Here is an 18,309-nt window from a genome sequence, read left to right as displayed (position 1 = left end):
AAAATATAAGAAATATCAATACAATTTTTTAACTTTTTGTCCAATGACAGCCCAATTTGTAGAAAATATAATAATATAGGCAGGGATGGAAGGTTGGTACCACAAAAAATAAAAGCGCTTACAATTAAGGGTAGTGGGGTATTGCGGATTTTAATTTCTGAATATTCAATCTTCCGTGAAATTGGCCGCTCGAAAGTTATCATGAATATCCTCTGTCAACCTTGTTTTAAATGGTTTTGTTTTTAAGCTTTTGGAGGACCAAAAAAGGGGGAATTTTATTGAAAACGCAGATTGAGCAAAACGGCATTGTCATTTTGACAAAGCAAGCTTCGGACAGCCTGGAGGGAAGTGGGTTATGGAATGACGATCTCCGCCCGACGACCATGAAGGAGCATTCGTGGAAAGGTCTGAACTTTGCGACTCTATGGATTGGAATGTGTTTATGTATTCCAGCTTATACGATGGCAAGCGGATTGATTTCTTTAGGAATGAACTGGTGGCAGGCGATTGCAACCATCTTTGTTGGTAACGTAATTGTTCTTATTCCTATTTTATTGAATTCTCATGCTGGGACAAAATACGGGATTCCGTACCCAGTTTTTGCCCGCCTTTGGTTTGGCTCAAAGGGAGCACATATTCCTGCTATGGCAAGAGCCATTGTTGCTGCTGGCTGGTTTGGTATTAATACCTGGATTGGAACCGGCGCTATCGATACCTTATTATCAGCTTCCTTCTCTTTCTGGAACTTTTCGGGACATACAGTCATTGTCTTTGCTCTTTTTTGGATCTTAAATGTAGCAGTTGCTTATAAGGGTCCGCAGGCTATGAAATATTTAAGTTTGATTGCAACTCCTGTCGTTGGGATCTCAGCGATTATTCTCCTCATATGGGCACTCACCAATTCCGGCGGCTGGGGGCCGATTTTATCGACTCCATCTCAATTCCAGACAACCGGTGAATTTTTCAAAGTGTTCTTCCCTGCCGTAACCGGGGTAATTGCCTTCTGGGCTACACTTGCTTTAAACATTCCTGACTTTTGCCGTTACGCAAAAAGCCAAAAGTCGCAAATGGTTGCACAAAGCTTTTCACTCCCACTTACCATGACGATTTTCTCCTTTATTGGAATTGCTGTAACTTCTGCTACTGTGGTCATTTTTGGACAGGCACTTTGGGATCCGGTTGCGCTTCTGGCAAAGTTCCCGCCATTTATCATCTTTTTAGGTACAATCGTGATCGTTATTTCATCTTTAACTATCAATGTTGGAGCAAACGTGGTTGCGCCAGCACGTGCAATCGAAAATTTGAATCCAAGACGAATTACATTTGGACTCGGGGCCCTTATTACTGGTCTATTTGCCATCCTCATGCAGCCGTGGTATATCATGGAGAACTTTGGTAATTACATTTTTGGCTGGCTTGGAACATATGGTGCCTTACTTGGGCCAATCGATGGGATTGCCATAGCTGATTACTGGCTTGTTCGTAAGCGGCAAATGGCTCTTCATGAGCTGTACGATGTAAACGGCCGCTATAGTTATACGGGCGGTTTTAATAAAAATGGGGTTTATGCGCTCATCATCGGAGTTGCCGTCCCGGCTATTGGTCTCATCATACCAGGACTTCATTTCTTATGGGATAATGCATGGACGTTTGGATTGTTTGTTGCGATTATTGCCTACACCTATTTAATGAAGGGCGATCAGAGCGTTCTCCGAAAAGGTGAGTATGAAAAAATGACAAGCTACAAAAATTCAGTTTCAGGGAATCTTGCCGATACATTAGATGGAAGCAATCCAAATGTTGATCTATATTAATATCTGAAATCTGCTTTAACAAAAAGGCTGTGTTAAATAACATTGTTGATTTTTAGCACAATGTTGATTGGAGTGGAAGGCGCGAGACTCCTGCGGGAGAAGCGGGCCAGGTGAGACCCCGCAGGCGCTTTAGCGCCGAGGAGGCTCACCGCCCGCCCCGCGGAAAGCGAAGCGCCTGGAACGGAAATCAACATTCACTTTTAACACAGCCAACAAAAAAAGAAGTTTAAAAGGATTGATAAAGAAGGAAAAAATGAGTGCCAAATTCATATAAAATTTGGCACTCATTTTTTATAGGTAACGGAATCCGTTAATCGATGAAACTCTTCAATTACATGTATGTTATTTGTTCACTGCGCTATCCTTTAGAGCACTCCAGAACCCGACCAGGATGGATGCGATAAGCACAAAAAATGGCGCATAAAAGATCAGGAATTTTTCCAACACCGTTAGTCTCCTCCCTCCTAGGCATGATCATTTCGATCACCTTGTACATAGGCTTTGTTAAACAAGAACAGCCTGAGCAACAGATACAGTGACGGCAATAGCAAGCAAAGTCCGGCGACAAACGCAATGACTAGCGCCGTGGCCATCGCTTTATTTGTGAAGCTGTCATAAATCGTCAGGTATGGATACATTAAATACGGATAATGAGAAATGCCGTAAGCCAAGAAGGCGGACGTAAATTGCCCAATCAATAGCCAAAAGGCGACACCGTAGGCAAGCCGCTTCCAAAGTAAAAACACCGTTCCCGCAAAGAAAATCACCGACAGCGCAAACAGCCACCAGACATCGACTAAGCGTTGGTAATGTTCCGGATTATGTCCCTTCATTTCCACAATGATGCCGGCAGCCGTGATGATTGCCGGCACCGCCCAAACGAGTGCATATTTCCTTAGCAGGCTGACGGCAGCCCGGTCTTTCGCCTTTTGCGCATACCACGTTAAAAACACGGCGGAAATATATAAGACGGATGTCAAACTTAGAACGACAATACTCCATGATAATGGGCTCGTAAACAGCGTCCAATAATCGAGGACAGGTCCCGAATCAACCATGGTGACAAAGCCGCCCTCGGAAATCGTCAAAACAATCGATAAGGAGGCCGGGATAAATAATCCTGTCAATCCGTACAAAATCGTGTAACGTTTATGCTTCAGCCCACCGTATATGGTAAACGCATAATAGGCGCCGCGGATGGCCAGCAAAATGATGGCAATGCTCGCGGGGACAAGCAAGGTTGAGCCATAATAATAGGCTGTTTTCGGAAAAAAACCGACAATCCCGACAAAGAAAAACACTAAAAATACATTCGTCACTTCCCAGACCGGTGATAAATAACGCTGAATCACCTTCGTCAAAATATGCTGTTTACCAGTCACTGTACTAAAGGCGTTAAAGAATCCTGCCCCGAAGTCAATCGATGCAACGATAATATATCCGAAAAGAAACACGCCCAATACCGTAATACCAAGAACCTCCAGCGTCATTTCGCAACACCGCCCCTTTCCGCAGCCCGGTCAGCTAGTTCCTGTTCCACCGGATTCCGGCGGAACATCCGCCATAATACGAAAACACTGCCAATCCCAAGGATGAGATAAAGACCAGCAAACAGCCAGAGCATCGTATCGACATGGCCGCTTGCGGTTGCTGCATCCTTTGTCCGCATAATCCCGCGCAATACCCATGGCTGCCTCCCGACTTCATCGAGCCACCAGCCCGCTTCAATCGCGATAATCGACAAAGGACCACCAAGCACCATAAGCCATCTAAACCATTTTGAAAAAATAAACTGCCATTTACGCCATGTTCCGACAACATACACGAATGATAGGAGAACCATCCACATTCCGATTGTCACCATTAAATCGAACATATAATGGATATAGAGCGGCGGAGTGTCTGCTTCCTTAAATTGGTCTAACCCGATCACTTCAGCATTTGGATTGCTATGGGAAAGGATACTGAGACCAAAGGGAATTTTCAGGGCATATTTCACTTCGCCATCTGCAAGAACACCGTACAAAATCAGCGGCGCCCCCTTCTCTGTTTCAAAATGCCACTCTGCTGCCGCTAATTTTTCCGGCTGATATTCCGCTAAATACTTTCCGGAAAAATCACCGAGGACCGCGGTGGCAATCGAAAAAATCAGCCCGAGCTTCATCGTTAAAAACAGCGCCTTCTTGTGGTACAGATGATTAGAGCCCTTCAGCAGCCGATAAGCGCCGATGGAGGCGAGGACAAACGCCGATGTCATATAGGCTGTGACCACGACATGGGCCACCTTGGTCGGCATCGCCGGGTTAAACATCGCGAGCAGCGGACTTACATTCACCAGCTGCCCGTTAACCAAGTCAAAGCCTTGCGGTGCATTCATGAACGCATTCACAATCGTGATAAACACGGCAGAAAAAGAGGCACCGAGCGCAACCGGAATTAACAGCAGCAAATGCCTTTTCTGGTTCTCAAATCGATCCCAAGTATATATGTAGATGCCTAGAAAGATCGCTTCAAAAAAGAAGGCGAACGTTTCCATAAATAACGGCAGGGCAATTGTATTTCCTGCCAGCTCCATGAAATTTGGCCATAGAAGCGAGAGCTGCAGGCCAATGGCGGTTCCGGTTACCACCCCGACTGCCACGGTAATGACGAAGCCCCGCGTCCACCTGCGCGCCAGTAAAATATAATGTTCGTCATTTTTCTTAATCCCAACCCATTGGGCAATCATTATCATCAGCGGTATGCCCACGCCGATAGTTGCGTAAATAATATGGAAGGATAAGGTTAATTCTGTTAAGACACGGCTAAAAAATAGTGAATCTGCATTTCCCATATATCGGTCCGACCACCTTTCTTACATTTCGGAAGGCATCATTTACCTGCCTTTAGAACCAATTTCATTCAAAAAATCCGGCCAATAATCGATAAGCCGATAATAAAAGCAACAATAAAGGCCAGCCAGATTAACATTCGTTCTTGTTTTTTATAAATAAGGTTTCACTCCTTTTTTGCTCAGTATATCACATACTTCTCAATCCCTATTATTTATTGTTTCCCTTTTTATAACACAAACAAACTCTATAAATTCACAGAAATTACATATTGAAATGATGTGGTGCATAGACAAATCACTATAGACAAATCAAGTTAAAATCCTATCGATATGTGACAGATATGAAAAGAAGAAGAACCCTATACACTGGCTCTTCTTCCTGTTGCTTTCTGAAATACCATTAGGCACCTGCACTATGAAGGACTTTTTGCTGGCTGCTAACTGCTGCTTGAATACGGGTTGTCTCTTGGTCGAGAATGACTTTGATTGTATCAACGATTGATTCTGGATGATCAAGCTCAATCCCCTGCTGATAGGAATCGACGGCCTGCTCCCAGCGCTTCATTTTGCCGGAATCCTGCAAAACAGCAAGCAATTGTTTTTCCAATGGCAGTTTCTGTTCAAGTTCAAAAGCAAGCTCTTTGTCCTTTAAATAGTGTAAATTAATTTCCTCCTGACCGGGAAGCATCGAATGAACAAAGATCGGCAGCCGCTTCTTCAGGGCCTCACTCACGGTGACACCGCCTGGTTTGGTCATAATCGCATCAACCGCTTCATAGATCGTGTTCATTTCGGTCCTTGAGGAAAGATAGGACAATGGTTTAATATGTGCTAAATCCCATGAGCGAATTTCCTCAAATAGTTTCCGATTCTTGCCGCAAAGGATTAAATAATCTATCTGGGTGGAGCGTTTTAACTCATCCGCCAGCTTAGCAATACCGCCCAAACCGCTATTTCCCCCAGCGATTAAAACTTGCGGACGCAGGTTGTCTGTTTTTTTCCTGACGTCGTTCTTGGTAATCCGTTCATGAACAGGAATGCCAGTGACAAACAGCCGTTGTTTTGGAATTTGATACTTCTTAAGCAGGTGTTCCTTTACATGCTGACTTGGAAGAAAATGAACATCGATTCCCTCTCTTCCCCAAATACTATTAATGAAGAAATCGGTATACACGTTAATGACCGGGACGTCACATTTCCCCTTCATTTTTAACTTGCTAAGCAAATTGGAAGGGAAGGCGTGCGTACAAACGATTAAATCCGGTTTTTCCTCAGCCAGCAATTGCTCCATTTTTTTCAAAAACAGCGGCTGATACCATTTAAAGGAATGACCTTTGGCAGGCGGGACGTAAAAAAAGCTTTTATAGGCAAGATTATAGGATTCCGGCGCATAGCGGATCCATTTTAAGTAGCCATTCGTAATCATTTTTTCTAGCGATTTATTGGTATAACTTAATAAGTCAATTTTTTTAAAAATAATATCGTCTGTATGATTTTTTAATAAGTCCATGATTGCCTCAGCGGCTTGGTGATGCCCTGACTGCATTTGTAACAGTGGTAAAAACAGAATCTTTTTCATTTGTTTCATCTCCTGTTCTTTTAGAAATCGTTCCTAGAAATGATGATTTCTACTTCTCAACTGTATCACTATTTTCTGGAAAAACGAGGTTTTTAATTGATTTTTAATCTTGGTTTCAGCGTTTTTTTACAATACAAAAACCCGAACAACAGCTATCGGGTTTTGGTCTCTGTTGGTTTATTCGTTGATTCCGTTTTCTTCCTTTTTATATACTTTATTATAACAAAGAGAATAAAGATTAGGAGTAAAATTATTCCTAAATAAGGGACATAGGCGGGATTAATATTAAATACCTTGCCCGCAAAATATCCTGCCAAAATAAACGGAATGACCCAAAGAAGTGTGCCTATTAGTGAAAAGATAAAAAAGCGCTGAAAGGGAATGTTAGTAATCCCGGCAAAGTATGGACTTATCTGGCGCAGTCCCGGCAGATAAAAACCCAGCAAGATCGTTTTACGGGCATTAGTTGTATATTTAGCGCTTACCTTTTCCAAGCGTTCATTCGTTATTCCAACATACTTGCCGTATTTTTTGATAAATGGGGAGCCTGCATATCGTCCGCAGCTATATGCCGTCAGCATGCCGACAAAGGCGCCTAGGATTGAAGAAATCATCGCTAATTCTAATGAGAGTCTGTGATGGACACTCAGGACGCCGATTAAAAACAGCAGCGATTCTTCGGGGGCAGGAATGCCGACAATCCCGAAGAATAAAAACAGAAAAATAACGGCGTATCCATAGATTTCAATATAATTTACAATTGTATCAACATTCATAATGGCCTCATCTATCTTTTAATGTGATAAACTTAGTTCCCCTATTTTCCTGAAAATAGATTTCCAAGCTCTTAAGCATATAGCCGGGCGCAGACTTGTCGGCACCAAGTGTTTCCCCGCAGTCATGAAGCAATAATATCGAACCTGGTTCTGTTGCTAGCCGTAATTGCTCCGTTAAACCATGTTTTCCCTTTGCTTCTTTCCAATCGCCGAAGATATGCGACCACATGACGATCTTATATCGTTTACTTAGCAGCAGGCTGACAAGATTAAAATGTCCCCATGGCGGCCGGTAAAACATAACCTTCTCGTTCGTACATTCCATGATGGCCTGCTCCGTCATCTGAAGCTGTTTTTTCAATTGAAAGGGTGCGAGAATCCAGCTTGAAATATGTTGATAATGATGGATGCCAATCGTATGGCCCTCCTCATTCATGCGTTTGATGATTTCGGGATACTTTTTCACCTTAGCACCGACCACAAAAAAGCTGGCCTTTACATCGTTCTTTTTTAAAAGATCTAACAGCTGTGGTGTGTATTCCGGATTGGGACCGTCATCAAATGTGATCGCGATTGCTTCTGTGTTCGTCCGCTTGCATATGCCCAGATTGCCAATACGAATAATCACTGTTGGCAATACCGCATAAACAAGAATAAGCATCAATAATAAAATGAAAGCTATGATTACTAGTTTGATCATTTCCTTTTTGGTAAGAACAGCTCTGCCTCTGTTCCTACTCCCTCCGTGCTTCTTATTTTTATTTCCCCCTGGTGCTGCTTGATGATGTTTTTGGCAATCGCCAAGCCGAGCCCGGTTCCGCCAGTCTCCCGGCTTCTCGCCTTATCAACCCGGTAAAAGCGTTCAAAGATATTTTCAAGCTCACCCTCGGGTACACCAATTCCATAATCTTTTACGATAATACTGGTCCCTTTTTCAGAGTCCTCTAAAGAAACGTCTACTTTGTCCATACTGTACTTGATGGCGTTATCGATTAAAATAATAATTGCCTGTTTGAGCTTTACTTCATCCGCGACCACGGTAATGGAGGATTCATTAACATGGAGGTCAATCATCCGCTTATAGGCTGCTTGCAGTTGTTTGCCTATATTCTCGCATAAAGAGACTAAATTGATTTTCTTTGTTTCTAACAGATTTCCCGATTCGGTATCGGCGAGGTCGAGAAACCGTTCGGTCATTTTTTGAATCCTCGTTGCTTCTGAATGAATTGATTCTATCGCATCATGGGCAACCGCTTCATTTTGCAGTCCCCGTCTAAGCAAAAGATCTGCATAGCTTTTAATCACGGTAAGCGGGGTTTTTAATTCATGTGAGGCATCGGAGATAAACTGCCTTTGGTTTTCCAAGTTCCTCTCTAGCCGCCCAATCATGCGATTAAAGGTGACAGCCAATTTCTGCAGTTCGTCCTTTGTTTCAAGTTGAATATCAATTTTTTTCGGAATCCCGCTTTGCTCAATATCCTCCATCGTGTTAATCATATTGGAGATCGGCCTCATAATCAGATTGGAGAGCCACCTGCCGCCAAGCAGTGATAACACCGCGCCTAGGATGGTACAAAAGGCAAGGATCGACAGTAATAAATCCTTTCCTAATTCCAAGCCGGCTAATTTCTTGCCAAACTCTAGCGTGCCGACAACCTGTCCATTTTTCTGGATTGGCACCCTCACAATCGCAATTTGTTCTTCTTTATTCTTTAGTTTTATTGTGAGCCGGTCTGTTCCTTTTTTAGCAGCAAATTCCGCCTTTATTTTCGCTGCCATCGGCGGATCATTGGTTACTTGATTGACAATTTTTGAATCGGGATTGATAACCCGAATATAGGAATGGTTCGCAAGGTATGGGGTTAATTTCTCCTTCGTGTCGGCAGCGGAGGTCTCCTTGTTGAGTTCCTTTATTAACAAACTTGCCTTTTGCAGCAGTTCATCATCCTCCATATTTACGGTAATTTTCATAAAAGAAAAAAAGACCACAGCGTTGACCGCTATTAGCACACAAATGATCCAAGTCGTCGTGATTAGATTGATTTTTGTCGTTATCTTCATTTATTTAATTCTCCCTGACTGTATAACCGATTCCCCTAACAGTCTGAATAATCGTTGGATCTGAGAAGCCTTCTTCAATTTTTTTGCGTAAATGTCTGATAAACACATCAATGACATTTGTTTCCCCTTCATATTCATAGCCCCAAACATGAAAAAGAATATTGTCCCTAGTGACGATTTTATTTTTATTAGTCAGTAAATACACGAGCAAATCAAATTCCTTCGGGGTTAATGTAATCGAGGCCTCACCCCTTGTTACCTCTCTCGTCTCAAGATTGACGGTTAGGTCCCTAATTGTTAATACGGAATCCTCCTCTTGTGATGCCTTAACAGCAATGGAATTCTGCCGAAGACAAGAGCGAATTCTCGCCAATAATTCCTCGATTTCAAATGGCTTGGTGATATAATCATTGGCCCCCTGGTCGAGGCCCGCCACCTTGTCCATCGTCATGTTTCGGGCGGTTAGTAAAATAACAGGGATCAGCGTATTTACTTTGCGTATTCTTCTTAATACCTCAATGCCGTTCATTTCTGGGAGCATGACATCTAATAGGATTAAATCCAGTTTTTCGCTCAAGGCTGATTGCAGCCCCGACTTGCCGTCATAGGCAACCATGACCTCATAGCCTTCATACTCGAGTTCAAGCTTTAAAATCTTGGCAATTTGTTTTTCATCCTCTACTACCAAAATTCGCTGTTTCAAGATTATCGCTCCTTTTTGAATCTCTCTCAAGATGCCCATTCCAACTAGTTTGCGTAAAACGCTCCCCTTCAATGTAGCATTATTTATCCTTAAATTTCTTTTTTTCATAGAAATTTAATCTATTTATCAGAAAAGCGGAAGTGCCCTGGTCAGTGGCGTATGGCCTGGAGCGCTCCAACTGAGATATAGGAAACACGAAGAGCCGGAGGCGATTCGATGTTGACTTATCGTAGGGCGGAGCGTGAAGGACACTAGCCGCTAGGGCGCTGGAGCTAGACAATTCTCAAAGTTGAAAATTTGATATCTGTTAATAAAAACTCCTTCAGCTTTAAGGAAGCGAAGGAGTTTCTTACTGGTGCCGTGGTGCTGTTATTGAATTGGATTTGATGATTCATCAGTTACGAGGTCCTTTAGTGAGTGTCTTCGTGTCGCTAAGGCGAGGTCGGCAAGAAAGTATAACCCTGCCACAGCCCAAATCCACGCCCAAAAAGGCGCGATTGCACCATAGAAAGCAGTAATGGCTGGATGGATCCATCGTACACAAACGATGGCGAGGGCACCCCAGCAAAGAGAAAAAGGCAAACAAATATGACCGTGCAGCTGCATCGGGGTATCGGAGTAATCCCACCACTGGCGGTTGAATAATTTCAGGAGCAAGGCGCCGCTCACATATTCCACAATCGTCGGAATGAAAAAGCATAGCAGGACCACAACCGCCCATTGTGTGTTCGTCGGTATTAAATAGACCAGTAGTATAGGGGCAAAGCCGTACATCGGTTTAAATGGCCCCCACAAAAAATTGGGTTTAAAAAATACCCGTTTTGTGAAGAAGCTGTAGCTGTTTTCGAGCAGCCAGCCCATAAACGAATACAGCGTGAAATAAAAAATGATGGCCGCCGCTCCTTCCACATTAAAAATCCCCGGATTTTGAAACTCAATACCATTCAGCAAGCTAATAATCATGGCTAAACCACCTTTTAATTGATTGGAAAATTTACCATTATAGGTTTAACCGTTCGTTTTCCAGATATACATAAATTCTCCAGAAAAAACACGAATTATAGAGGACCGTGGACTCTGATTGTAATTGGGTACCGGCTATAGGTGTTATTCCGCCAAACCTGGTTGTAATTCCGCTGATTTTATTGGTTATTTCGCCAAACTTCGTAGTTATTTCGCCAACTTTACTGGTTATTTCGCCAAACTTCGGACGTATTTCGCCAACTTTGCGATTTATTTCGCCAAACCTAACAGTTATTTCGCCAAACCTGCTTTTAACACTCATTTTTTCTTTTTTATTTTGAATTAAAAAACAGAAAACACCAATTTGTTCATTGTTAAAATCGTCTGGAGCTGTAAAATTAAAGTAGAAGCATCTCTAGAGGAGGAATGGGAATGGAGCCAACCATTAAAGTAGAAGATGTCAATAAAAGCTATGGTAAAAAGCCCGTTTTGAATGTTGTTAACTTAACAATCCCGAAAGGTCAATTATTCGGCTTAATCGGACCTTCAGGGGCAGGGAAAACCACGCTTGTCAAAATGATTGTCGGCATGGAAAAGGCTGATACCGGATCGATTCAAGTGTTAAATCAAAAAGTGCCAAATCTTGTCCTGCTCCAGGATATCGGTTATATGGCACAATCGGACGCACTCTATGTTGAGTTAACAGGTGAGGAGAATCTGAAGTTTTTTGCTTCACTTTTTGGCTTAAATAAGGAAGCGCAGAAACAGCGGATTGCTTACGTGGCCAACTTAGTAAACCTGACGGACGACCTAAAGAAGCGCGTAGCGGCCTATTCAGGCGGAATGAAACGACGCTTATCCCTGGCAATCGCGCTGATTCAAGATCCGAAAATATTAATTTTAGATGAACCGACTGTGGGAATTGACCCCGAATTAAAATTGTCGATTTGGAAAGAGTTTTTACGATTGAAAAATGAAGAAGGAAAAACGATTATCGTGACCACACACGTGATGGATGAGGCTGTGAAATGTGATTATGTCGCCATGGTCCGCGATGGCCGCATTTTAACCAGCGGTTCACCAAGTGAGTTAAAAGCGTTATACGAAACAGACGATTTTGATGAGGTATTCCTGAAAGCAGGGGTGAAACAATCATGAGGGTCTTAGCGTTAATCAAAAGAATCTGTCAGCAAATGTTCCGCGACAAACGCACCTTAGCCTTATTATTCGTCGCACCCCTATTAATATTAACCTTGATGTTCTTTCTATTTAACGGCAACACAGTGGATCCTAAATTAGGAGTCTTAAAGGTTGAAAGCGGCCTAGTAGATGCATTTAAAAAGGCAGACATAAAGGTAAAACAATATGAGGCCGTTACTAAGGATACAGTGGTGGATGACGACCTTGACGGCTTGCTGCAACAGGATAATGGAAAACTAAAGCTGATATTACGGAATGACGACCCTTCAAAAGCGAAAGTGCTGCAAATGAAGGTCAATCAGGTGGTTGCTGCCGAGTTCCAATTCAAAATGATGATGAAAAGTTCTGGAACAGCTCCAGCTATAACACCAAAAAGTATCGATGTAAACTATGTTTACGGCAATGCGGATACTGTCTTTTTTGATGTCTTAAGTCCAATTTTAGTAGGTTTCTTCGTCTTCTTCTTTGTGTTTATTATTTCAGGGATTGGCCTATTACGTGAGCGGACGACCGGCACATTGGAGCGGTTATTGTCGACACCGATTCGAAGGGTGGAAATTGTTACAGCCTACTTGGTCGGTTATGGAATATTTGCAGTCATTCAAACGATGATTGTCGTCTTTTATGCGATCAATGTATTAGATATAGTCCTCGCCGGCTCGATTTGGAATGTGCTATTGATTAACTTGCTGCTCGCTTTGGTGGCACTCTCTTTAGGGATTCTGTTATCGACCTTTGCGGCTTCAGAATTTCAAATGATCCAATTTATCCCGATAGCCGTTATTCCACAAGTATTTTTTGCCGGGATTTTCCCGCTCGAAGGGATGGCCAACTGGTTACAAGCGGTCGCGAAAATTATCCCCATGTATTATGCAGGGGATGCCTTAAAGGGCGTCATGTATAAAGGAGCCAGCATTAGCGAAATCAGCTGCGATCTCCTCGCCTTAGTTATTTTCGCAGCCATTTTCATTGTGCTTAATATCTTGGCCTTGAAAAAATATCGAAAATTATAATCGTAAGTGAAGCCAAGGGATAAGAAATCCTTTGGCTTTTTTATTTGGCATGTCTATATTATAAAAAACATATTTACCCCTTGATTATTAAAGTGAATTCAATTAATATCTAATTAGATAGATTTAAAAGTAGGTGAGTTAACAAATGCAGTTAAGCAAAATTGTTGAATTTCATAAAGCATTAGGTGATCTAACACGGATTCGTATCATTGCCTTGCTAAAGCAAGGTCCTTTGAATGGGCAAGCGATTGCTGAGACGTTAGGGCTTAAGCCGCCAACGATTACCCACCATATGACGAAGCTGCGTGAGGTTGGACTTATTAAAGAACGCCGTGATAAAAATACAATCTATTTTTCTCTTAATACAAAAATATTGGAAATGAGTGCTAAGGGCGTTTTATCTGTTGGAACAGGTGGTGATGCAAAAATGGAAATGTCGGTTACTGAAGAGGAACGTTCGGCTATTATCAATAATTTCTTCACAAAAGATGGGAAACTGAAAAACTACCCTGCACAAAGAAAGAAAAAGCTTGTTGTACTAGCGCATATCATCAAAGGATTAGAATTTGGAAAAGTATATCAAGAGAAAGAGATCAATGAATATTTAAAGCACTATCATGAGGATTATGCAACATTAAGACGCGAACTTATTATGTGCCAATATATGTACCGTGAAAACAATAAATATGAGTTAAATCCAGTTGAGTTATGGTGGTTGAGTTAAAGGGTGTTGGCCGGCACCCGTATTTTTTTGCCCAGCTAATTAGATGTATATGAAATTAGATATATATAAAAGAAGGTGATTGATATGGGTATATCATTCTTAAAGGAAGAAAAACAATATCGGAGGTTATTTCTAGCAGGGATTGTGAATGGGATTGGCGACCGCTTTAGTTCAGTAGCTGTGTTAGCAATGCTTCTGCATGTAACAGGGTCAGGCTTGGCGGTGGGAACGACACTAGCCATTCGGCTGGTGCCCTCATTATTTTTTGGACCAATGGTAGGAAGGCTGGTAGATCGATTTTCCCGAAAAACAATATTAGTCACAACTGACCTCATTAGAGTTGCGGTAGCCTTATCTTTCCTTTTCGTTCACAGTAAGGAGGATCTCTGGATTGTCTATTGTAGTTCGTTTATTTTGGCTTCAGGAGAAGCTATTTATGGACCGGCTAGAAAATCGGGCATAGCTGGGCTCGTGAGCAAAGAGCACCTTGTTAAAGTGAATAGTTTGGAGCAAGTAATGGTCGGGATTGTTTTAATCATCGGTGCCATTTCAGGTGGAATTGTTTCATCTATTTTTGGGGCTGGTGTGACATTTTGGTTAAATGCAGTTTCATTTTTAGGAGCTGGAGCCATCATCTCGACTATTACATTTCCCCCCAAAAAAAACATGGAAAAAGCAGTTGAGTCCAATAAAGAAAATCCTATCTCAACCTTCAAAAAGGTAATCTTGATGTCTGTTCCGGTTCAAATTCTCCTTTTATGTGAGATATTAATTGCTTCTATGAATGGGATTGATAATGTTCTAATCAGCGTGTATGCGATTAATGAGTTTCAGCTTGGAGATGTTGGGGTAGGTCTTTTTTATGGTGCATTAGGGATTGGTTTAATGTTAAGCTTTTCTGTTGCCAATCAACTACGAAAAAATTTCCTTGTTACAGGTTTATTATGTCTATTACTTGAAGGGATATTTCTAGTCTTATTAAGCCGCACACATTTAATGGTTTTCGCCCTTTTAATATTTTGTGGTGCTGCGTTTATGTCCGGGATTGGAAATGCGTGCTTTGATACCACTCTCATGAAGGAAATCCCTGAGGAGCATCATGGAACCATGTTTGGGCTGCTGGCAACAATCTCAAACACTATTTTGGGAATGTCTATGTTTATATCCGGATCCGCACTACAATACCTTACACCCCGTTCCTTAGGTCTAATTGGAGGTATTGCCTATATACTTGTTGCCGTTTTCCTAATGGTAACCATATTAACCAAATCATATCGGAAGAGAGGTACTATTTGAATAGTACCTTGACTCTTGGTTATTGGTTGTATTATTCTCCTGTTTCACTAAAACGTTTGATTCTATCTCCAATCTCATCACGGACACGCTGAAAGAAGGCCCATTTTTCTTCATCTGTTCCTTGTGCTTTTGCTGGGTCATCAAATCCCCAATGCACTCGTTTTACTTTTGGCGGGGTCATTGGACATTTGTCAGCAGCGTCCCCACATAGCGTAACAACTAAATCTGCATCGTTTAAATATACAGGATCAATAATATCAGAAGTATGATTTGTAATATCGATTCCAGCTTCTTTCATCGCTTTTATAGCATTTGGGTTCAACCCGTGTGCTTCAATACCAGCACTGCGTACTTCCCACTGATCGTTTAAATATTTCTTTGCCCAACCTTCTGCCATTTGGCTGCGACATGAGTTTCCAGTACATAGGAAATAAATTGTTTTTTTAGACATGTTGCTCGCTCCTTTTTGTAGCCGATAGGAAAGTATAACATTCCTATCAGTCATAAGTGCAACTACGCCTTTGTCTTCGCCCTAACGGGGTCGCCAATCGGCAAGTTTTCTTTATCGTCTAGTAATTTATAAATGATTGCTGCGCACATGGCTCCTAATATAGTCGCGATAATATACACCCATAAATATTGAAGTGTTCCTGATACAATCGCAGGACCAATCGATCTTGCTGGATTCATCGATGCACCACTAATTGGTCCACCAAACATCGCTTCTAATCCCACTGTTGCACCAATTGCTATTCCTGCAAAGGATTTTGCTGCTTTACCATGAACAGCTGCTCCAAAAATAACAAACATTAAGAAAAATGTAAGGATGAATTCTAAAACAAACGATTGTGCCCATGTACCATTTGGCAGCGTAGCACCTAAAGACGCTACATTTCCAAATAATGAAAATAAGGTGAGACTAGCTGCAATCCCTGCAATATTTTGTGTAACAATATAATACACGGCTTCCTTTTTAGTTATATCCTTATGAATTAAAAATCCTATGGTAACTGCAGGATTAAAATGTGCACCTGAGATGTGACCAAACGTGTAAATTAATGCCATCACGACCAATCCAAATGTAGTCGCAACACCCACATGTGTTAAACTTTTTGTCATCGTATCGATTACGACTGCGCCTGTCCCGGCAAAAACGAGAAAATAGGTTCCTAAAAATTCACTGATGATCTTTTCTTTCATTGTTTTAATCCCCTTGATGATGAAATTCTTGACGTAAAACAGGGTCGTACATCTTGACTAAAAAAGTATTACAAGCGTTTAACAGTCGCACCGTATGAATGAAATCTCATCCAAATGGTCAATAATGGCCTGAATATACGGTTGTTGCAATTCATTTAATCGATAATGCTTCCATGTTCCTGCTGGTCTTTCGACAATAATTCCAGCTTCTTTTAACTTTTTCAATTGTTGACTGACAGCAGGTTGAGAAATATTTAAAACATCAACAAAATCACAAGCACATATTTCCCCTTTTTTAAGATAAGCCAACAGCTTTAAACGATTAGGATCACTCACAGCTTTTAACTGTTTCGCCATTAATTCAATATTCTTCAAATAAGATTTCCTCCTTACTATATAATAATTTACTTATATAATATTCCACTTATATATTGATTACAAGTTGTATTATATTTATTTTTTGTAAATCATTTGTTGCTTTGAAATAAAGTTTGATCAATCAAACCTCACAAGCCAGCATTTTATGATAAATAAAAAGAATCCATTTTAAAAAGATATTGATCAAAATGGATTCTTCTCTAGCTAATTAAAGTTTCGGTTTTATAAAAAAATTTGATCATTTTCTACCTGTGTTTCTCCACAATCGCGCCCGATTATGGAAATAGTATCAATTTGATTTAAGAAATTAATAAAACCCATCTCAGAGTCTATGATACACCAATCAACTTCCCCATTTTTCCCACAGTCATTCCAGTTGCTTGAGTGAAACATTTACCCGACCAAATGAAATTGATTTAGCACAATATTGGAATAGCTCAACATAAGAATTTATTAAAAGTCTATCAAGATATGAGGTAAATGTTGAAGTATCTCCATCTATCGTTCAAAGAATAAAGTCACCGGACGCTTTGTACAAATATTTAAAATTGATTCTCCCTTAGAAAATGGATGGATTCCATAAATATTACTTAAACAAGGAGCAAGCGCCCGATTAGCGGCATATGGACTGGAGCTCTTTGACTGAGATAAAGGAAACACGATGAATGTTTGCGATCCGATATTGACTTATCCTAGGGAAAGGGCGAAGTACACAAGCCGTTTGGCTGCTTGCGCTAGACAGGTATCAATATTCAATGTTATAAATTCTGATGTGATAAAAAAATCTCCCTATGCAGGAGATTCCTTAATTGACAATATTTTTAGATATGGCAGTTCATTTTCTGAATTATTCAACTACCCATAAAACAAATAGTGAATCACATTACTGGAGGCTTACTAAAAAGGTGTATAGGATAGACTTGCGCTAAATGAGAGTTGGGTGATATCAGCTGCTGAGGGATCCGTTGAGCTAAGCGTTCTTACACGAATACCAATACGATCACCCGCAGCGACTACTAATGATCCAACATTAATATTCGTTGCGGTACGGAAAGTACCAGGTGTAATGACCGTATTCGGAAATCCGAATCTAACCGAACTAGTCAGCGGAGTTGTCACGTAAGGTGAAGAAGGATGATCAATCCCATTATTAGGAACTGACGGTGCGCGGAATACTGTAAAATCATATTGAATACCGAGAGTATTTATAGAAACCGCTGAAGCAACCAATAAATCTACACTTATTTGTAAATCTTGAACGGTACCCGCAAAAGGAATTGGGAAAGCAAAGCCTCCTGCTTCGGGTGGCATAGTTGATTCTCCAGAACCGTCAATAACTTCAACCGTGTGATTACCAAAACCCATTAAAATTGGAGCAGCTGATACTACTGTTGCACCACTCATGATGATACCCGTTGAAAATGGAATTATTCCTCCAGCTCCTGTTGCTCCTTGAGGACCTTGTGTGCCTTGAGTACCAGTTGCTCCTTGTGGTCCTTGAACCCCTTGTGCACCTGTTGCTCCTTGTGGTCCTTGTGTCCCTTGTGCACCTGCTTCTCCTTGTGGTCCTTGTGTCCCTTGTGGTCCTTGTGTCCCTTGTGGTCCTGCTTCTCCTTGTGGTCCTTGAACCCCTTGTGCACCTGTTGCTCCTTGTGTTCCTTGTGTCCCTTGTAGTCCTGCTTCTCCTTGTGGTCCTTGAACCCCTTGTGCACCTGTTGCTCCTTGTGGTCCTTGAGTCCCTTGTGCACCTGCTTCTCCTTGTGGTCCTT

At 41.5% G+C, this 18,309-nt stretch carries 18 protein-coding genes and 1 pseudogene; 5 read left to right on the top strand and 14 right to left on the bottom strand.

What is annotated here, in order from left to right:
• Positions 1-278: 278 nt before the first annotated feature.
• A complete protein-coding gene (locus tag ACIQCO_RS03825) occupies positions 279-1,814 on the top strand; it encodes an NCS1 family nucleobase:cation symporter-1 (RefSeq protein WP_400426125.1) in 1,536 nt (511 codons plus the stop codon).
• Positions 1,815-2,156: 342 nt separating this feature from the next.
• Here ACIQCO_RS03825 and cydS read toward each other — a convergent pair whose 3' ends face one another.
• The 10 genes from cydS to ACIQCO_RS03775 all read right to left on the bottom strand — a co-directional run bounded on the left by cydS (position 2,157) and on the right by ACIQCO_RS03775 (position 11,051).
• Positions 2,157-2,261: a cytochrome bd oxidase small subunit CydS family protein gene (gene cydS, locus ACIQCO_RS03820; RefSeq protein ID WP_400426123.1), complete on the bottom strand. Its 105-nt coding sequence runs from the start codon at positions 2,259-2,261 to the stop codon at positions 2,157-2,159.
• A 17-nt stretch (positions 2,262-2,278) separates the two neighbouring features.
• On the bottom strand, positions 2,279-3,304 hold the full coding sequence (locus tag ACIQCO_RS03815; RefSeq protein ID WP_400426121.1) for a cytochrome d ubiquinol oxidase subunit II: 1,026 nt from the start codon (positions 3,302-3,304) through the stop codon (positions 2,279-2,281).
• The gene (locus ACIQCO_RS03810) at positions 3,301-4,647 is read right to left on the bottom strand and encodes a cytochrome ubiquinol oxidase subunit I (protein ID WP_400426119.1); all 1,347 of its coding nucleotides are present in this window, start codon (positions 4,645-4,647) and stop codon (positions 3,301-3,303) included. Before ACIQCO_RS03810 ends, ACIQCO_RS03815 begins: the two co-directional genes overlap by 4 nt.
• Positions 4,648-5,047: 400 nt before the next feature.
• Positions 5,048-6,226, bottom strand: a complete 1,179-nt coding sequence (locus ACIQCO_RS03805) for an MGDG synthase family glycosyltransferase (protein WP_400426117.1) — start codon at positions 6,224-6,226, stop codon at positions 5,048-5,050.
• A 152-nt stretch (positions 6,227-6,378) separates the two neighbouring features.
• Positions 6,379-7,002: a DedA family protein gene (locus tag ACIQCO_RS03800; RefSeq protein ID WP_400426115.1), complete on the bottom strand. Its 624-nt coding sequence runs from the start codon at positions 7,000-7,002 to the stop codon at positions 6,379-6,381.
• Between the two features lie 7 nt (positions 7,003-7,009).
• Positions 7,010-7,702 carry a polysaccharide deacetylase family protein gene (locus ACIQCO_RS03795; protein ID WP_400426113.1) on the bottom strand — a complete coding sequence of 231 codons (693 nt, stop codon included), beginning with the start codon at positions 7,700-7,702 and terminating at the stop codon, positions 7,010-7,012.
• Positions 7,699-9,063, bottom strand: a complete 1,365-nt coding sequence (locus ACIQCO_RS03790) for a sensor histidine kinase (protein WP_400426111.1) — start codon at positions 9,061-9,063, stop codon at positions 7,699-7,701. Before ACIQCO_RS03790 ends, ACIQCO_RS03795 begins: the two co-directional genes overlap by 4 nt.
• A gap of 4 nt (positions 9,064-9,067) precedes the next feature.
• Positions 9,068-9,766, bottom strand: coding sequence for a response regulator transcription factor (locus ACIQCO_RS03785; protein ID WP_400426572.1), 699 nt, complete (start codon positions 9,764-9,766; stop codon positions 9,068-9,070).
• Between the two features lie 369 nt (positions 9,767-10,135).
• On the bottom strand, positions 10,136-10,729 hold the full coding sequence (locus tag ACIQCO_RS03780) for a putative ABC transporter permease (RefSeq protein ID WP_400426109.1): 594 nt from the start codon (positions 10,727-10,729) through the stop codon (positions 10,136-10,138).
• Between the two features lie 37 nt (positions 10,730-10,766).
• Positions 10,767-11,051: a hypothetical protein gene (locus ACIQCO_RS03775; protein WP_400426107.1), complete on the bottom strand. Its 285-nt coding sequence runs from the start codon at positions 11,049-11,051 to the stop codon at positions 10,767-10,769.
• A gap of 110 nt (positions 11,052-11,161) precedes the next feature.
• On the opposite strand from ACIQCO_RS03775, the gene ACIQCO_RS03770 reads away from it, so the two are divergent.
• From ACIQCO_RS03770 to ACIQCO_RS03755, 4 genes are all read left to right on the top strand, one after another.
• Entirely contained in the window at positions 11,162-11,887 is a 726-nt protein-coding gene (locus ACIQCO_RS03770) for an ABC transporter ATP-binding protein (protein ID WP_400426105.1), read from the top strand.
• Complete coding sequence (locus tag ACIQCO_RS03765; protein ID WP_400426103.1) at positions 11,884-12,942, top strand: ABC transporter permease; 1,059 nt, start codon at positions 11,884-11,886, stop codon at positions 12,940-12,942. The genes ACIQCO_RS03770 and ACIQCO_RS03765 overlap by 4 nt, the downstream gene beginning before the upstream one ends.
• Before the next feature lie 145 nt (positions 12,943-13,087).
• The gene (locus ACIQCO_RS03760) at positions 13,088-13,666 is read left to right on the top strand and encodes a DUF2087 domain-containing protein (RefSeq protein ID WP_400426101.1); all 579 of its coding nucleotides are present in this window, start codon (positions 13,088-13,090) and stop codon (positions 13,664-13,666) included.
• A gap of 84 nt (positions 13,667-13,750) precedes the next feature.
• Complete coding sequence (locus ACIQCO_RS03755; RefSeq protein ID WP_400426099.1) at positions 13,751-14,962, top strand: MFS transporter; 1,212 nt, start codon at positions 13,751-13,753, stop codon at positions 14,960-14,962.
• Between the two features lie 31 nt (positions 14,963-14,993).
• Here ACIQCO_RS03755 and arsC read toward each other — a convergent pair whose 3' ends face one another.
• The 4 genes and pseudogenes from arsC to ACIQCO_RS03735 all read right to left on the bottom strand — a co-directional run.
• Entirely contained in the window at positions 14,994-15,413 is a 420-nt protein-coding gene (gene arsC, locus ACIQCO_RS03750; protein ID WP_400426097.1) for an arsenate reductase (thioredoxin), read from the bottom strand.
• 62 nt (positions 15,414-15,475) lie between these two features.
• Entirely contained in the window at positions 15,476-16,162 is a 687-nt protein-coding gene (locus ACIQCO_RS03745) for an MIP/aquaporin family protein (RefSeq protein WP_400426095.1), read from the bottom strand.
• Positions 16,163-16,240: 78 nt separating this feature from the next.
• Positions 16,241-16,519 carry an ArsR/SmtB family transcription factor gene (locus ACIQCO_RS03740; RefSeq protein WP_400426571.1) on the bottom strand — a complete coding sequence of 93 codons (279 nt, stop codon included), beginning with the start codon at positions 16,517-16,519 and terminating at the stop codon, positions 16,241-16,243.
• Between the two features lie 918 nt (positions 16,520-17,437).
• Positions 17,438-18,309: pseudogene (locus ACIQCO_RS03735) on the bottom strand (hypothetical protein); the annotation flags it as partial.

The organism is Neobacillus sp. NPDC093127, from assembly GCF_044754175.1.
GTDB lineage: Bacteria > Bacillota > Bacilli > Bacillales > Cytobacillaceae > Neobacillus.
Note: the sequence above shows the minus strand (reverse complement) of the source record. Positions and strands in the feature narration are given on the sequence as shown.

What these genes read in the sequence shown, in the direction of transcription:
- ACIQCO_RS03795 (WP_400426113.1), bottom strand. Translation starts at nt 7,702, where the DNA reads ATGATCAAACTAGTAATCATAGCTTTCATTTTATTATTGATGCTTATT.
- ACIQCO_RS03815 (WP_400426121.1), bottom strand. Translation starts at nt 3,304, where the DNA reads ATGACGCTGGAGGTTCTTGGTATTACGGTATTGGGCGTGTTTCTTTTC.
- ACIQCO_RS03765 (WP_400426103.1), top strand. Translation starts at nt 11,884, where the DNA reads ATGAGGGTCTTAGCGTTAATCAAAAGAATCTGTCAGCAAATGTTCCGC.
- ACIQCO_RS03780 (WP_400426109.1), bottom strand. Translation starts at nt 10,729, where the DNA reads ATGATTATTAGCTTGCTGAATGGTATTGAGTTTCAAAATCCGGGGATT.
- ACIQCO_RS03790 (WP_400426111.1), bottom strand. Translation starts at nt 9,063, where the DNA reads ATGAAGATAACGACAAAAATCAATCTAATCACGACGACTTGGATCATT.
- ACIQCO_RS03760 (WP_400426101.1), top strand. Translation starts at nt 13,088, where the DNA reads ATGCAGTTAAGCAAAATTGTTGAATTTCATAAAGCATTAGGTGATCTA.
- ACIQCO_RS03740 (WP_400426571.1), bottom strand. Translation starts at nt 16,519, where the DNA reads ATGGCGAAACAGTTAAAAGCTGTGAGTGATCCTAATCGTTTAAAGCTG.
- ACIQCO_RS03805 (WP_400426117.1), bottom strand. Translation starts at nt 6,226, where the DNA reads ATGAAAAAGATTCTGTTTTTACCACTGTTACAAATGCAGTCAGGGCAT.
- ACIQCO_RS03770 (WP_400426105.1), top strand. Translation starts at nt 11,162, where the DNA reads ATGGAGCCAACCATTAAAGTAGAAGATGTCAATAAAAGCTATGGTAAA.
- ACIQCO_RS03755 (WP_400426099.1), top strand. Translation starts at nt 13,751, where the DNA reads ATGGGTATATCATTCTTAAAGGAAGAAAAACAATATCGGAGGTTATTT.
- ACIQCO_RS03800 (WP_400426115.1), bottom strand. Translation starts at nt 7,002, where the DNA reads ATGAATGTTGATACAATTGTAAATTATATTGAAATCTATGGATACGCC.
- ACIQCO_RS03775 (WP_400426107.1), bottom strand. Translation starts at nt 11,051, where the DNA reads ATGAGTGTTAAAAGCAGGTTTGGCGAAATAACTGTTAGGTTTGGCGAA.
- ACIQCO_RS03745 (WP_400426095.1), bottom strand. Translation starts at nt 16,162, where the DNA reads ATGAAAGAAAAGATCATCAGTGAATTTTTAGGAACCTATTTTCTCGTT.
- ACIQCO_RS03810 (WP_400426119.1), bottom strand. Translation starts at nt 4,647, where the DNA reads ATGGGAAATGCAGATTCACTATTTTTTAGCCGTGTCTTAACAGAATTA.
- arsC (WP_400426097.1), bottom strand. Translation starts at nt 15,413, where the DNA reads ATGTCTAAAAAAACAATTTATTTCCTATGTACTGGAAACTCATGTCGC.